14 protein-coding genes and 1 pseudogene are annotated in these 14,399 nt (G+C 53.7%); 5 read left to right on the top strand and 10 right to left on the bottom strand.

Going from position 1 to position 14,399, the window contains the following annotated elements; genetic code table 11:
* Window positions 1–442, bottom strand: a 442-nt coding sequence (locus C482_RS02880; protein WP_006165939.1) for an FAD-dependent oxidoreductase, incomplete at its 3' end; no start/stop codon positions are given.
* 114 nt (window positions 443–556) lie between these two features.
* Window positions 557–1,936 carry a dihydroorotase gene (locus tag C482_RS02875; protein ID WP_049896424.1) on the bottom strand — a complete coding sequence of 460 codons (1,380 nt, stop codon included), beginning with the start codon at window positions 1,934–1,936 and terminating at the stop codon, window positions 557–559.
* Between the two features lie 233 nt (window positions 1,937–2,169).
* Between C482_RS02875 and C482_RS02870 the strand changes: the two genes are divergently transcribed.
* Window positions 2,170–3,495, top strand: coding sequence for a glycerate kinase type-2 family protein (locus C482_RS02870; RefSeq protein WP_006165935.1), 1,326 nt, complete (start codon window positions 2,170–2,172; stop codon window positions 3,493–3,495).
* Here C482_RS02870 and C482_RS02865 read toward each other — a convergent pair.
* Together C482_RS02865 and C482_RS02860 are read right to left on the bottom strand one after the other, a co-directional pair.
* Window positions 3,476–3,952 (bottom strand): peroxiredoxin, encoded by a 477-nt coding sequence (locus C482_RS02865; RefSeq protein WP_006165933.1) that lies wholly within the window; start codon window positions 3,950–3,952, stop codon window positions 3,476–3,478. The two genes, C482_RS02870 and C482_RS02865, sit on opposite strands and share 20 nt — an antisense overlap.
* A gap of 60 nt (window positions 3,953–4,012) precedes the next feature.
* Window positions 4,013–4,486, bottom strand: a complete 474-nt coding sequence (locus C482_RS02860; protein WP_006165931.1) for an AsnC family transcriptional regulator — start codon at window positions 4,484–4,486, stop codon at window positions 4,013–4,015.
* Window positions 4,487–4,705: 219 nt separating this feature from the next.
* Between C482_RS02860 and C482_RS02855 the strand changes: the two genes are divergently transcribed.
* Window positions 4,706–5,158 carry a universal stress protein gene (locus C482_RS02855; protein ID WP_006165930.1) on the top strand — a complete coding sequence of 151 codons (453 nt, stop codon included), beginning with the start codon at window positions 4,706–4,708 and terminating at the stop codon, window positions 5,156–5,158.
* A 7-nt stretch (window positions 5,159–5,165) separates the two neighbouring features.
* Here C482_RS02855 and C482_RS02850 read toward each other — a convergent pair whose 3' ends face one another.
* The 4 genes from C482_RS02850 to C482_RS02835 all read right to left on the bottom strand — a co-directional run bounded on the left by C482_RS02850 (window position 5,166) and on the right by C482_RS02835 (window position 8,874).
* Entirely contained in the window at window positions 5,166–6,359 is a 1,194-nt protein-coding gene (locus C482_RS02850) for an MFS transporter (protein ID WP_049896423.1), read from the bottom strand.
* A 135-nt stretch (window positions 6,360–6,494) separates the two neighbouring features.
* Window positions 6,495–6,902, bottom strand: a complete 408-nt coding sequence (locus tag C482_RS02845; protein WP_006165927.1) for a PPC domain-containing DNA-binding protein — start codon at window positions 6,900–6,902, stop codon at window positions 6,495–6,497.
* Between the two features lie 160 nt (window positions 6,903–7,062).
* Window positions 7,063–7,569: a 2-oxo-4-hydroxy-4-carboxy-5-ureidoimidazoline decarboxylase gene (uraD, locus tag C482_RS02840; protein WP_006165926.1), complete on the bottom strand. Its 507-nt coding sequence runs from the start codon at window positions 7,567–7,569 to the stop codon at window positions 7,063–7,065.
* A 39-nt stretch (window positions 7,570–7,608) separates the two neighbouring features.
* Complete coding sequence (locus C482_RS02835) at window positions 7,609–8,874, bottom strand: Zn-dependent hydrolase (RefSeq protein WP_049896422.1); 1,266 nt, start codon at window positions 8,872–8,874, stop codon at window positions 7,609–7,611.
* Window positions 8,875–9,524: 650 nt separating this feature from the next.
* On the opposite strand from C482_RS02835, the gene C482_RS02830 reads away from it, so the two are divergent.
* A complete protein-coding gene (locus tag C482_RS02830; RefSeq protein WP_006165923.1) occupies window positions 9,525–10,580 on the top strand; it encodes an isocitrate/isopropylmalate dehydrogenase family protein in 1,056 nt (351 codons plus the stop codon).
* A 196-nt stretch (window positions 10,581–10,776) separates the two neighbouring features.
* Here C482_RS02830 and uraH read toward each other — a convergent pair whose 3' ends face one another.
* Together uraH and pucL are read right to left on the bottom strand one after the other, a co-directional pair.
* The gene (uraH, locus tag C482_RS02825) at window positions 10,777–11,127 is read right to left on the bottom strand and encodes a hydroxyisourate hydrolase (RefSeq protein WP_006165921.1); all 351 of its coding nucleotides are present in this window, start codon (window positions 11,125–11,127) and stop codon (window positions 10,777–10,779) included.
* Window positions 11,128–11,129: 2 nt separating this feature from the next.
* Window positions 11,130–12,110, bottom strand: coding sequence for a factor-independent urate hydroxylase (gene pucL / locus C482_RS02820; protein WP_049896425.1), 981 nt, complete (start codon window positions 12,108–12,110; stop codon window positions 11,130–11,132).
* A 1,093-nt stretch (window positions 12,111–13,203) separates the two neighbouring features.
* On the opposite strand from pucL, the gene ddh reads away from it, so the two are divergent.
* Together ddh and C482_RS20215 are read left to right on the top strand one after the other, a co-directional pair.
* Window positions 13,204–14,142: a D-2-hydroxyacid dehydrogenase gene (ddh, locus tag C482_RS02815; RefSeq protein WP_006165918.1), complete on the top strand. Its 939-nt coding sequence runs from the start codon at window positions 13,204–13,206 to the stop codon at window positions 14,140–14,142.
* A gap of 51 nt (window positions 14,143–14,193) precedes the next feature.
* A pseudogene (locus tag C482_RS20215) lies at window positions 14,194–14,399 on the top strand (IS5/IS1182 family transposase); the annotation flags it as partial.

Raw genomic sequence — 14,399 nt, 5'->3', positions numbered from 1 at the left:
AGACCTTGTGGTCCTCACGGATGACGATGTCCGTGAACTCGGTCATGTTCTGCATCTTCGCGCCGGCGTCGCAGGCGGCCTTGATGAGGCCGGAACAGGCTTCTGGCCCGTTCGCGACGTAGAGGCCCTCGCTGTCCTGGGACTGCTTGTAGGAGACCTCGAGTTCGTCGAGGACCTTCTGGGCGGGGTCGCGCACGGTGATCTTGTTCATCAGGAAGCCACCGAGCCAGAAGCCACCGCCGAGGTAGTTGTTCTTCTCGACGACCATCGTCTTGACCCCGCGCTCGGAGAGTTCCTTCGCCGCGGTCAGTCCCGAGGGACCGCCGCCGACGATGATGACATCTGAATCCGAGAAGTCCATGAACTCCTCGGTCCACTCCTGTCCGATTGCGCGTGTTACGTCCGCTTCACCGACGTCGCTGAACTGTTCGAACTCGCTCATACAACTAGGTGGTATTTCTCGGTGGTGATAGGTGTTGTGATCTCTTGCTCAGCGTTCCCGTGAGTGATTCGAGGAACAGTTGTTGACGGAGTCCCGCGTATAGTGGGACAACTGTTAGACGGACCAATCGGGAAGATCACGTTCGATAAACTGTCCGTCCCCAGGTGCCCCGACGATCTCTCCGTTCTCAGCAACGACGTTACCGCGCACGAGCGTCGTCGTGACACTCCCTGTCACCTCCCGCCCCTCGTAAATCGAGTAGTCGGCTTTTGACTCGTTCTCGGATGGCTGCACCGTCCACGATTCGTCTGGGTCGAAGATAACGATGTCTGCGTCTGTGCCGGGTTCGAGTGTACCCTTTTGCGGGAGTCCAAACGTCTGCGCTGGATTCGTACACATCACACGAACCAGGAAGGGGTAGGAAAACCCGCGTGTGTTGACTGCCTCGTCGTGGAACACGGGCAGGCTTAGTTGTAGGCTATTAGCTCCGAACGGTCCATCCCACCAGTTCCCCTTGGTTTTCGTTTCGCGCGTCTGGGCGACGTGATCCGTTGAGACGACACTTATTGTCTCTCGCTGAAGGGCGTCAAATAGTGCATCAGCATCAGATGCAGTTCGTAATGGCGGTGCAATGACTGGCAACTGCCCTTTTTCATCATAGAGATCCTGCGTGAGTGTTGTGTAATGGGTACACGTTTCGCCACGGATGAGACTTCCATCATCCTGGTAGTGTTCTATGACCTCGAGTGCCTTCTCACAGGTAGTGTGAATCCCGTAGTACTTGGCACCCACCTCACGTGCGTATCTGGCAAGCGTCTCCGCGGCTGTCGCTTCCGCGTAATCCGGCCGTGCGTGTGGATACCACGACGGATCAGTCCGCCCCTTCTTGCGCAACTCTGCTGTCAGACTCTCACAGGTCGTGTTGTCCTCAGTATGACCGAGTGCAACCGCATCGAGAGCCGCAATGTGTTCTAGAACGCGATGAATGAAGCCGTTCGAGAGCCCAAACTCGTATGCAGTGTACAGTTTGAACGTCGTAATGCCGTTCGAAACCAGCTCGGGCATTTCATCGAAAATCTCCTCTCGCTCACTGAGTATCCCGCCGTGAAGCCCAACGTCGATGAGGGCCTCCTCCGCGTTTGTGCGCTTGGTTTGGGCGTTCTCCTGTAACGTTCCCGGTTGGTCCCACGGGCTTTCTGGGCCGACGTACGGCTGCCAGGCGAAATCGATGAACGTCGTGACACCACCAAGTGCCGCAGCACTTGTCGCAGTCTGATACGAATCGATAGACACGTGGTCAGCAACGTGCACGTGCGGATCGACAACGCCAGGCAGAACGAGCTTTCCAGTTGCGTCAATCGTTTCCGTTGCGTCGGGAAGTGACTGATCAGTTCCGATTTCGACTATTGATCCGTCGTTAATAGCTATGCTCCCCGAAAACATGGATCGTGAGGTAACGATCGTTCCACCCCGAATGACGGTATCTACGGACATCAACTCTACGTATGTGCGATGACGAAATAACACCTCTCTATTATTTCTGATGATAAATGGAGTTATGTATGTGGTTCGAATCCTCTTCTGAGACTCTTACACACTGTTGCCCTCAATCACGGGCTGATTCCCTCTTACAAAGTCACCTTGGTCGATTGGCGTCCTCCACCCAGATATCTCACTCTCTCCGCACAACGCATATCTTTTTATTGCTGTATCACAGTCAAAGGAACATGATTCAGAACCGCGAACAGCTTGCAGTCACACCAACACACGAGTTGGTGATGGACTGCATCGAACAGGGTATCAAAGCCACACAGCCACGGAACGCCGTGAAAAACGCACTCACGCTCACCGAAAACACACTCGAGATACAGGACCGCTCAATTGATCTCAGTCCCTACTCAGACATTCTCATTCTCGGCGGTGGGAAGGCAGCCGCGCAGATGGCACGCGTTCTTGAAACGATCATTGGTGACCGACTCACCGACGGCATTGTCGTCACGAACGATCCAACCGAAACGGACCAGACACGCGTCATCCGCGGCTCACATCCAGTCCCCAACGAAGTTGGACGCGATGGTGCTGCAGAGATTCTCTCGCTTGCAGAACGAGCAGAGTCAGACACACTCATCCTCTTTGTGCTCTCCGGCGGTGGAAGCTCCCTCCTGCCGCTTCCTACCCGCGATGTCTCTCTCTCTGCATTACGGTCCCTGACACAGGAGCTACTCGAGTGCGGGGCCTCCATTGATGAGATCAACACTGTCCGAAAACACCTCTCACAAATCAAGGGTGGACGGCTTGCTGTCGCTGCGGCACCGGCAACGGTTGTCGGACTCGTACTCAGTGACGTCACTGGAAACGATCTCGGGACAATCGCTAGCGGGCCGATTGTCGGCGACTCCTCGACGTTTGCGGATGCAAAGGCCGTTTTAGAGAGATACGATATTGACGCACCAGCCCCGATCACGGCTCATCTCGATGAGGGTGAGTTGGGGAAAACCCCGGAAACACCCACTCCAGAGGATCCCGTCTTCGAAACCGTCCACACACACATCCTCGCCGATGGATCCACTGCGATCAGACGAGCGGAGGCAGTGGCGGAGGCGTCGGCGTTCACACCGTTGATTTTGTCCACACAGGTTGAAGGTGAAGCACGGACTGTCGGCCGTGTTCATGCTGCCATTGCGAATGAGGCTGCTGCGACTGGCCGTCCAGTTGAACCACCGCTCTTGTTGCTCTCTGGTGGTGAAACCACGGTAACTATTTGCGGTGATGGGGTGGGTGGTCCAAATCAGGAGTTCGTCCTCGATGGACTGTTGGCGACGAATACAGACGAGATTGTTCTCGGCAGCGTTGACACTGACGGCAAAGATGGCGTCGCTGCTGGCGCAGGTGCGCTTGCGACTCGAGAGATCATTGACGACGAAGAGCAAGCGATGGCGGCTCTTGCTGATAATGACGCGTATAGCTACCTCTCTGAACGAGATGCGATTATCAAAACAGGACCGACTGGGACGAATGTTAACGATTTGCGGATTATTGCGATTCCTGAGTGAGATCCGTCTCCGCTGGGTTCTCGATAATTTCGTCTAGACTGTCCATCAGTACCTCGCGTGCGTGTCCGTTTGGCTCGACGTTCCGATACACGTGCTCTACTCTGCCGTCAGTAAGAACGAATGTGACGCGATCAGCCGTTCCGTCTGTGGTGTCAACACCGAACGCGTTTGCGACAGCAGCAGTCGGGTCTGCGAGCAGATCGAACTCGAGATCGTATCTTGAACAGAACTGGCTATGACTCTCGACATCGTCGGTTGAGACGCCAAATACCTCTATTCCCGCGTCGTCATACGCGTCTAGCGCCTCGTTGAATTGGCGTGTTTCAATGGTACAGCCCGGTGACTCATCTTTCGGGTAAAAATAAAGGACGGTCGGTCGGGAGAACTCGAGTGTGACTCGTTTCCCGTCTTGGTTGATAGCCGAGACTTCCGGCGCAGTATCACCGCTGTCGAGCATGACACACGGTACACCATCCAGCCGCTTAGCTTTACCTCTCGTGTCTCTTTTCGCGTGCCGTCACCCTCCCATGTAGTCGTGTATATTGGTGATTCGGTCGGTTTCGAGGAAATAGCTCACTGACGTAACCTCATCGAGAGCCCGAACAGCGGTCACTAGTGCATCTGCCTCCGCGACATTTGCGACAGTTGCAACGCCGTGAATATCAACGGAGCCGAACCCACGACAGACGAGCCAAAAATTCTGGGTTCCGAGTTGTTCGAACGTGGCTTCGGTAGCGCCCGGTTCGTCTTTGACGACCACATTGAGGCGAAGGACTTCCCAATTCCTTGCCTGCGGGCTTGTCAGTAGAAAGATCTCTGATTCGTCGAAGAGTTTTACTACTCGGTGTCTGACCCCTTCAGCACTCATCTGATAGCCGGCCGCTTCGAGACGACTGGCGATTTCGGAGTATGGCATTCGCGGATCTTGCAGGAGGATCTGGAGAATTTCACGGTCGATTCCGTCAACATCGTTTGTGCTACCATCGTCCATAGAGGGTCTGTTGTGGCTCTATCTTTATATCTCTGCGTCTAAAGTATCACTGACAGTCAACGTGTACCCGATCGCAGACGGCTGTGCGATCGATGTGCAAACCGTTTCAGTTTTCCCTACAGTTCGGGACAGTGGGGACCACTCTGTGCGTAATGATGAGCGGGTCTCAACACACAGATGGGGACAACAATAATATATGAGAACAGGAAATAGAGAACCATGGTTGTTATAGCTGCAGTTGATCGTTCTGACCGTGCTTCAATCGTCGTCAACGAGGCCGAATCACTTGCGAAACGATTCGAAGAGTCCGTCCACATCGTTCACGTTGCAAAACGCTCGGAATTCCTCGATTCGGCCTTTCCCAATGAGCAGGTTGAACAGCAGTCCGAGATGGTAACCGAGGGCAGGGAGGCTGCAGTGGAGAAGGCAGACGAAATCGCTGGTAACCTCGAGGATCCGGAGACTCCCTACGACGTGGTTGGGTTGCTCGGGAAGCCGGCTCACAAAATCGTCGAATACGCAGCGGAACAGGATGCTCGATACATCGTCGTTAGTCCTCGAAAACGATCTCGAACCGGTAAGGTTCTATTCGGAAGTACTGCACAGTCTATTCTCTTGAACGCAACCTGCCCTGTCGTCAGTACGATTTCGGAAAATAGCGAGACAACGTAGCGGACGCCTAGACAGTAATTGTTCGGTCCGGGTGTAAGCTCGCTGTTGCGAAAAGCAGTGCTCCTGACACGACAGCGAGTGCGATGAACGGTGCTTGAAAACTCCCTGTTATGCTCCGGAGTTCACCGACGACGTACGGACCGGTAGCGGCGAGTATGTACCCGACTCCGAACATCATTGCAGTTAATTGCTCGTTCGCTTCTGGTGATTTCGAGTAGTCTACCGGCAAGGTGAGCACCAGGGCGAACATGCCGCCAATTCCGACACCCATGAGTGTGGCCCAGAGCCACGGAAATTCAAGCGGCAGTAACGCGATTCCCAAGAGGCCACCGCTACTGAGCGAGAGCATAAGAAAGAACGCTGGTCGTCGATCAGTGTACCGCTTGGTGAGCAATGTACTGCCGAGCGAGCCGGCGAGCTCTGCTAGCATAAACACGGTAAGAACGAGCCCTGCGTGCTGTGGACCCCAGCCCAGCTCAACGTATAACGGTGGTAACCACGTCAGTACCGAGAAAAATAGTATCTGTGTCCCGGCAAAGAAGAATACCAGAAACCAGGCCCAGTCCTGCTGCCATGGGAGCATTTCTACGCGTGGCATATTCCCCATTGAATCCGTAGAAGTAGCCGACGTGGGTGATCGATTCAGTACCGGAATCCATGCGATGACTCCGATTATTGCTGGAATCGTCCACGTGGCAAGTCCAAACGTCCAGGCGGCATCGACTAGTGCTGTAACCGGTGCAGTTAGCCCCGCAGCAAGCGCTGCTCCGCCGATAAGCGCCGTTGTGTACAATCCAGTCACGACGCCGGCAGTTTCTGGAAAATGTTCCTGCACGACGGACGGAAGCAGTGTCTGAACGATCGCAATCCCGATACCCACCCCAATCGTGCTCAAAAATAACACGCTATACAGGTCACTAGCGATTCGCATTCCAGTTGCACCCGCGATTACAATCACCGAGAGAAAGATCGTCTGGTTTCTTCCGAGTCGCTGTGTCAGAAACACCGTCAGAATGGCAAACACACCCATACACAGCGTGGGGATGGTCGTTAGCAAGCTTGCAGTTCCATGACTCAATGCGAGGTCAGTTCGAATCGAGTCAAGCACTGGTGGAACAGACGCTATTGCCGGCCGGAGGTTCAACGCGACGAGTACCGTCGAGAGCAGTATAATCAGTTGAGAGCGCTTGGAAGTGCTCATCCGGCTGATTATTCGGTGTTTACATACTATAGTATTCCGGTAGGGTTGAAACGAGCGGTGTCGCTCGAGCCGAATTGGACGGCGTGATTCACCCTACCGATCAACACTGGTCAGTTACTCCACAGGCGGGGCCAGTCACAGGTCAAACACATCAAGCCCCGTTTGAGGATCGTGCGTGTGCACCAGTCGTGTGTCCCCACGGAGGATTTCTATCTCGAACGTTCCAGAGACGGTCGCCTCGGCACAGTGGCCACCGATTGAGTCGTATGACTCCGTTCCGAGCTGAATGTGGGCGTGCACCTTATCCGGGCCAATATTTCCGAGAAAGCTCGTCACTTCGTATTGATCGGTGAACGTCTCCTCGTTGTATGATTGATTCTCGACATCGTAGTGACCGAGTACGACATGGTCAACTGCACCGATGCCTCTCACGAATCCGCTCGTGATCCCCGCTTCATCCCGCAATTCCTTCAAGGACGCGATCACTTGTTCACCCGGGTCGAGACGAACGACTATCCGATCGTCGGTCTGTGCGTACTTCATACCAATTTCCTCGTTCGTGAGACAGTCACTTTAATGCACCTCACTTTGTCAGCGCGACATCGTGTGTTGTCCTGGTGGGTAGCAGAGGCCGCTGGGAAACGCAACTCGAGTACCGTGGTCGGCGACCGAACCCGAGTGCGTTCGCGACGGAGTCTCGCTGTTAGTCCGAGGCCAACAGCTCCTCGAGTCGGAGTTGTGCGATTTTGTGGACTTCATCGAGTGCTGTTCGGAACTCTTTGGGTGGTGTGTTCTCGATTCGACCTTCCATCTCGCGCCTGATCGACTCTGGATTTTCATCTTTCACTGCCATGATAAATGGGAAGTCAAATTGTTCTTGATACGTCTGGTTCAGGCGTTGGAACGTGTTGTACAGCTCTGGATCTAACTGATCGAGCCCGGCAGATGCCTGTTCTTGTTCTGATGCATCGGTCATCTCAGTATTCTCGCCGAGATCAGGGTGCGCTCGGAGGAGTTCCAGTTGCGTTTCCCCCGACGCTTCCTCGACGACACGTTCCATAGTCTGTTGCAACTCGTCGACGCCAGAGAAGGGATGGTTCGTCCACGCCCGCTCAGCAACCCAGGGTGACTCTTCGTACACATCACTGAGGTACTCGATGAACGTCTGTCTGTTTGCTTGATTCAACTGCTCAAGGCTGTAGTTGCTCATGTATCTGTATTTAGGAGACGTGTCTACTTAAATGACACTCTAGTGAGCGAGTTTTGCGAGGGCGGACGCCAGAACCTGCGTCGCAGCGACACAGTCACACCACTCGGTCCACTCCATCGGGCTGTGTGAAATTCCGTTATGAGAGGGCGCAAAAATCAAGCCGCTTTCGGTGACTTTTGCGACGTGCATCGTATCGTGCCCCGCTCCCGAGTGTAGTTCTATCGACTCGATCCCTGCCGTTTCTGCTGCCGTGCTCAGTGCGTGGATACAGCGGTCAGACATCGAAATCGGTTCGATATCGTATGGGCGCTTGAACGTCGTCACCACGCCTCGTTCTTGTTCAATTCGGCTGAGTTCCTTTTTAACCTCCCCAATGATATATTCCATCGACGCATACTCGATATCGCGGACATCGATACCGAGTTCGACCTTCCCCGGGACGACGTTAATCGCATTTGGTTCAACGTCGAGTTTGCCAGCGGTTCCGACAACGGTGTCGCCGTATCGTTCGACTGCCTCGCTGGTGGCCGCTTCCAGGTCCAAAACGATTTCACTCGCAGCTGCGAGTGCATCCTGGCGCTCGCTCATCTTCGTCGACCCGGAATGGTTGGCTTCGCCGATAATCTCGATTTGCAATCGAACTGTCCCCGTAATAGTTGTTACCACGCCGAGAGGAACGTCTACAGTCTCTAATCGGTCATTCTGTTCGATATGTATCTCCAGCCATGAATCCCACGCACTGGCATCGAGTCGCCCATCTCCATGGAATCCGATCGCTGCCAGACTTTCCTCAAGCGTGGTTCCGTTTTCGGCTTCAAGGGAGAGGGCGTCATCAACTGAACGCTGTCCGGTCGCGACTGCTGAGCCCAGTACTCCATCGGAAAACCTCGCTCCTTCTTCCTCGGTAAAACAGACCACGTCGATCGGACGGCGGAGTGAAACGTCTGCGTCCTGAAGTGCTCGCACGGCCTCAAGGGCCCCATATACCCCGAGAACCCCATCAAAGATCCCTCCTCTCGGAACGGAATCTAAATGGCTGCCGGTTGCGACTGCTGGTGCGTTCGGATCTGCCGTTTGTGGGATCCATCGACCGGCAATATTGCCAACCGCGTCAACTCTGACATCAAGTCCTGCCTCCACTAACCGATCAATGAAGTACTCGCGCACTTGCTTGTTTGGCTCCGTTCCAGTTAGAACTGTCCGGGCATGTCCCGACTCTACAGGTACTTTACCAAACTCAGCGTTTTGAATTATATCGTTCTCTAACCGATCTCTCTGGATATACTGTGGAATACCGTCAATCATGCACTCCTTCTACGGTAACAGACAACATGGGTTGGTTTGAATATTCCGGTCTCAGGACTGGGTACGTCACATTCCGTCCGTAGTGACAACACCCTACTACTCACCAGCAGTCCGGACGTCACCACATCGTTGTTCACAATATACAAACACTATCATGGCCTTCCTCATGCATGTTCGGGACCTCATCCAGCTATCGGGCGAGATATTATAGTAGTATGTTTGTAAATACGATCTACAGTGCGTTACAGAGGTACATCTGTAAAGGAACGTGTCAGCCGCAGTGGCATTCTCCCATTGATTTGTATATTCGGAACAACCTATCGCTCTTCCGTCGGTGCTCTCTGGGAATCACACCTCTGTATTCACTCCATGACAGTTATGTCCTACAGTGCCTACTGACCGGTACTCGAGTAACCTCCAGAATAACGTCGTGGAGCGTTTCTAACGGGGTGCTCGCAGTATCTCTTCGTTCAGGGAACTGATTTGTATATGTTGCACCGAGATCACCCTGGATCAAGACTGTTTGGACGATAATTCCCGCTGTGGAGACGCTTTTGGGTTCGTTTGTGTCTCGTGTTGTCGGTTCTGCTTTTTCTGTCGGTATCAGTGACTCGCAGGTTTTTTAATCCGTCGAGTGGTATGTACAACTCATGGCATACGAAGTAGCGAGTATACCAGGCGATGGTATCGGCCCAGAAGTTGTTGACGCGACCCAACCGATTTTCGACGATGTTTCGGAACAGTTTGGGTTTGATCTCTCTTTCCATCGATACGATTGGGGATCTGAGCGCCACCTTGAGCAGGGTGCAATGATGCCAGCCACTGGTCTTGCGGAACTCGAGGAGTACGATGCAATCTTGCTTGGTGCAATTGGCCACCCGGAGGTACCGGACCACGTGACACTGAACAATCTGCTCTTGCCGATTCGCAAGGGCTTTGATCAAGCAATCTGTAAGCGGCCAGCGATCCTCTTTGACGGCGTCGAGAGTCCACTTGGGGGCTACACAAGCGGTGACATCGATTTCGTTGTGTATCGTGAAAACACCGAGGGAGAGTACGCCGACATGGGTGGCCAGGAGCATCCGGGCCACGGTCACGAAGTTGCAGTGCAGAGTTCAGTGTTCACGCGAACCGGGACTGAACGCATTGTTCGTGCTGCATTTGAGGCTGCGACTGAGCGAGAGGGGAAGGTAACTAGCGTGACGAAGTCGAACGCACAGGCTCACAGTATGGTCTTTTGGGACCAAATCGTTGAAGAGGTTGCTGCGGAGTATCCAACTGTTACAGTCGAACGCCTGCTTGTCGACGCAGCGAGTATGGATTTTATCCGGCGGCCCGAAGAGTTCGATGTCGTTGTTGCTTCGAATCTGTTTGGCGATATTCTCACAGATATCGGAGCGATCATCACCGGGAGTATGGGTCTTGCTCCGTCGGCGAACATCAACGTCTCAGGTGAGTTTCCGTCGATGTTCGAGCCGGTTCACGGAAGCGCACCTGACATCGTTGGTGACGGAATCGCGAATCCGCTCGCGACGGTCCTCTCCGCTGCGATGATGTACGACCACCTCGGTGAGACGGATGCCAGTGATGCCCTCTGGGACGCGGTTACTGGTCAGTTAGCGGATCCGAAGGCACCGCGAACTCCCGATCTCGGTGGAGCTGGGACAACGGAAGACGTTGTGCAGGATCTTCGTTCTCGGCTGTAGTCTCGATCCAACCCACTTTCACGCCTACAGAGGATTCGTATCGAAACGGTACGTCGTCGTTGTCGTCGTTATCGTCGTTATCGTCGTTGACTTAGCAGATCCATTGTGCACTTTCTCCGTTACAGGACTCCGAACACACGACATCGAACCGATTTCTGCGCCTCAAAGAGAAGATGTTCGTCGGTGCTCTGCTCAGTTAGCTGCCTCGATACGTTGTATACCCACCCGGTGAAAGCAGTAGTGGCACGTGATAGTGGTCGTCGGGCTCGCTAATTGTGAACCGCACTGGAACTGTTTCGAGGAACGTTGAGTCCGATGGTCCCTCCCGGTAATACGCACCGACCTCGAAGAGTAGTTGATACGTCCCAGATTCCATTTGGTCTGCGGTTAGCAGTGGGTCATCGAGTCGTCCGTCGGTATTCGTCGTTCCTCGGGTGATCGTTTCTGTGTTGCCGGTTGTATCTACGCGCTGGAGTATCACCTCGACACCCACAGCTGGACCTTCCTGAGTGGTGTCGAGGACGTGGGTTGTGAGTCCGCCAGCCATCGTTATTCGTTGCCGAGGTCGCTGGAATCCATCTGGAACTGTTGATAGCCAGTCGGTCGCGGTGGTTCTTTCAGGACACGTGGGCTGTCCGCTCCGTCCTCCTCACTGACTTGCAACCACGTCCGGTTGTTCGCTTCGAAGGTAACGGATTCGAGCTGTGGGAATCGCTCGAGAACTCGCAGGCCGATCTGGTAGATCAGGTCCTGGATGGAGTTCGAGTTAACCTCGTGGAACACGACCTGAGCAATGTCACGCACCTGTTCGGCCGCAACATACCGTTCTGGCTCTTCTCCGAGCGAATCGTGTGAATCCTCGTAGTCCCAGAAGATATCTAGCGTGATATAAAGTGTCCGATCCTCTCGCTCCGGCAGCGTCGTGTACTCGTCTTGGACGTAATCAGTGAAGGAACTCCCTTTTACTTTCACCAGTTCGAGTTCCGTAACACCGCTCGTCTGGTCGCTTATGACCGTGCCACCATCGCCGTTCTCCTCAACGTAGACTTCACTAAACGTAGACTCATCATCGGAGACGCGATAGACGAGTTCACTGGGTTCGAACCCATCACCGTCATCTGATGGCACGAGACGTTCATCGAAAGGAACTTCGTTGGCCGTCATTCGAACGGCCTCAATTTGGGAGTACTGCTCCAAGAAACGGGATCCTGCAAAGTGAAGGAAGCCTTCGGGCGTCGCGCCATCGTATTCCTCAAGTTGATGGTGGACGAAGTTTTTCATCGTGTCCGTCGCGACAACCTTGCTGTTGTCGCCGTCTCTAAAGGAGGGAAGGAATTCGTCGCCCTCGAGTTGGACGCGAACATCTAGCCCGAAGAGTGTATTGTCTCGACCATCAAATGGTGACTCTGGAATAGTCCGTACCCCTTCTAATGGGGTGCCGTATGTGCGGTAGACAGCAATCTTTTCCTTACCGTAGTTCATAGTCCGTTCATCTTCGCTGTTCGAACTGCCGTATTTGTCAGTAGTCATGGTATCTGATTTTCCGTCTTGTGTCTCGGTTGCGTTTCGGTACTTGTTCGTTGGTTTCCGATTACGGTCTCTAGTCGTCTCTGTCCAGTCGATCGTGCCCCGTGTTGCGTAGTACCACTCACCAAGCAATGGTTTGGGTTCCCAATATATACATTTTCCTCTTCCAGTGTTCATTCCCGTTGAGCAATCCTTCTCTGTAGTGTGTCGAGATATTTTCCAAAGGTATCTTGCGATATAATCTATATAGTATGGGGAATCACAATGTACTATTGAGATCCCCCTGTCCATGACAGAGCAGTGCTTGTCTAAGCGGGTGATCATTTCTTGGTTGGTGTTTTACCCAGAGCCAACATTTGTATTCTCTCAGGAGTGAACCAGCGTGGCCCTGTTTTGCGTCTGCCTAGTCGGTACCAGCTCTGGTCGGATGCTATTCCCCGAAACCATGGTCACCGTTAGTTGGTGAGATGGTGGTCTGATGTGATTTACAGCAGGTGTCTGCTATAGTAATAATTGCAACTAGTTACACACTGATCGCACGTTCGCGGTTCTCGCTCAGTTCACTCGCTCCGAACCGCGCTGCCGTCGTGCGATCAGGTGCGCNGTTCGCGGTTCTCGCTCAGTTCACTCGCTCCGAACCGCGCTGCCGTCGTGCGATCAGGTGCGCAGTGACTTGCAGTGGCTACTATAGTGCGAACACCGAACGGGTTTCGGGTCGCGAAAAATATTGGCCGATCGCTGACGTGGCCAACTGCGTCCGGATCGAAGTGGTATGACGACTGACTATCTGTGGTAGACGAGTGTCCAGTCTATTAGCAGCTACACTCGCCACAGATACATAACCACTACCAATAATTAAAGCTACCGAACATCCACGAAAGAGTTCAATCACGTTGATTCCAGATGCTATTCAGTCGCTCATTGTCGGGCCGTTCTATCCTAGAGTAGCCACTGCAACTCAATACATCCTGATTTGGTGAAGGTGGGCGACCACTGCGTCACTCGTTCAGTTACTCTATTGTACACACGCCCCTGACTACTATCTTGTCCTGATAACCCAAAACTTTATCATTGGGATGAAGTTATGTCTGTGTATATGCGGGATCACGAGCGACTTAGCCAGTTGTATATCCATGAATCGGTTTCGAACGTCATCCCCCAGGACGCTTTCACCAGCGCGTTCGACGAGACGCCAATCGAGGTTGAGCTCGTTGGCGATGAAAAAACGTACGGTAAGTCAGATGCCGTTGCGACCTACGTACCGCGTGAGGCCTTCTTGGAGGCGGGATGGGTCCATTGTATTCGTGCCGGATATGATGCGTTCGATACGAATGCCTACGAGGAAGCAGGTGTTCCGCTGACGAACAGTACGGGAATTCACGGATCAACCGTCGGGGAACTTGCGCTCTCATTTATGCTCTCGTTCGCCCGATTGACACACCGGTATCGAGAGCACCAGACTCAGTCTCACTGGTGGACGCCACCGTACGAACGGCCGTTTACGATCGAAAACGAACGCGTCTGTGTCGTTGGATTGGGAACGATCGGGGAGGCAATCGCCACCCGTTGTGACGCGCTCGGAATGACGGTCACCGGCGTGCGCCGTTCCGATGACCCGGTTCCTGGCGTCACCGACCTCGTTAGTCCAAACCGTCTCCATGAAGCGATCGAGGATGCTCGATTCGTCGTTCTTACCGTCCCGCACACACCAACCACCGAAGGGATGTTGAGCGACGCGGAGTTCGAACTGATGCGCGAGGATGCGTACGTAGTCAACGTTGCCCGGGGGCCAGTCGTCGACGAAGACGCACTCATTACTGCCCTTGAAGAGAACGAGATTGCTGGTGCGGGTCTGGATGTCTTTGAGACGGAACCGTTGCCGGAAGACTCGCCACTGTGGGACCTCGATGAGGTGCTGATTTCACCGCATAAGGGGTCGGCGACAAACCGGTACCATCTCGACATTGCATCCCTCATCAAAGAGAACATCCGCCGGTACCAGTCGGACGACTCTCTCAAAAACCGGGTTGCCTAACTGAGCGTGTCATAGAAAGCGTCACGTACGAAGCAGCAGGGTGCGGAAAGTGTGTCCAGCACAACCGCAACCCTGCAAGACGTTGCTTCGGTCGACGAGTTTTTGAATGCAGCGGCTACGGAAACAGTTCCGTTGTTTGAGTATCTTGAGTTCGAGTTTCTACTGGAATACGACGTGTTCGCCCCCGCTTCGAGGGGGCGAACACGAGTTCATCAGCCACCAGACCTCTTTCGTGGCTTTCTACACTGCTATTACAA

It is taken from the genome of Natrialba chahannaoensis JCM 10990, from assembly GCF_000337135.1.
GTDB classification, from domain to species: Archaea; Halobacteriota; Halobacteria; order Halobacteriales; family Natrialbaceae; genus Natrialba; species Natrialba chahannaoensis.
The sequence above is the reverse complement of the archived record's forward strand: the minus strand, read 5'-3'. Positions and strand labels throughout refer to the sequence as shown.

Excerpts from the sequence above, each read along its gene's own strand:
- C482_RS02875 (WP_049896424.1), bottom strand. The coding sequence starts at position 1,936 with ATGTCCGTAGATACCGTCATTCGGGGTGGAACGATCGTTACCTCACGA.
- C482_RS02870 (WP_006165935.1), top strand. The coding sequence starts at position 2,170 with ATGATTCAGAACCGCGAACAGCTTGCAGTCACACCAACACACGAGTTG.
- C482_RS02865 (WP_006165933.1), bottom strand. The coding sequence starts at position 3,952 with ATGCTCGACAGCGGTGATACTGCGCCGGAAGTCTCGGCTATCAACCAA.
- C482_RS02860 (WP_006165931.1), bottom strand. The coding sequence starts at position 4,486 with ATGGACGATGGTAGCACAAACGATGTTGACGGAATCGACCGTGAAATT.
- C482_RS02855 (WP_006165930.1), top strand. The coding sequence starts at position 4,706 with ATGGTTGTTATAGCTGCAGTTGATCGTTCTGACCGTGCTTCAATCGTC.
- C482_RS02850 (WP_049896423.1), bottom strand. The coding sequence starts at position 6,359 with ATGAGCACTTCCAAGCGCTCTCAACTGATTATACTGCTCTCGACGGTA.
- C482_RS02845 (WP_006165927.1), bottom strand. The coding sequence starts at position 6,902 with ATGAAGTACGCACAGACCGACGATCGGATAGTCGTTCGTCTCGACCCG.
- uraD (WP_006165926.1), bottom strand. The coding sequence starts at position 7,569 with ATGAGCAACTACAGCCTTGAGCAGTTGAATCAAGCAAACAGACAGACG.
- C482_RS02835 (WP_049896422.1), bottom strand. The coding sequence starts at position 8,874 with ATGATTGACGGTATTCCACAGTATATCCAGAGAGATCGGTTAGAGAAC.
- C482_RS02830 (WP_006165923.1), top strand. The coding sequence starts at position 9,525 with ATGGCATACGAAGTAGCGAGTATACCAGGCGATGGTATCGGCCCAGAA.
- uraH (WP_006165921.1), bottom strand. The coding sequence starts at position 11,127 with ATGGCTGGCGGACTCACAACCCACGTCCTCGACACCACTCAGGAAGGT.
- pucL (WP_049896425.1), bottom strand. The coding sequence starts at position 12,110 with ATGACTACTGACAAATACGGCAGTTCGAACAGCGAAGATGAACGGACT.
- ddh (WP_006165918.1), top strand. The coding sequence starts at position 13,204 with ATGCGGGATCACGAGCGACTTAGCCAGTTGTATATCCATGAATCGGTT.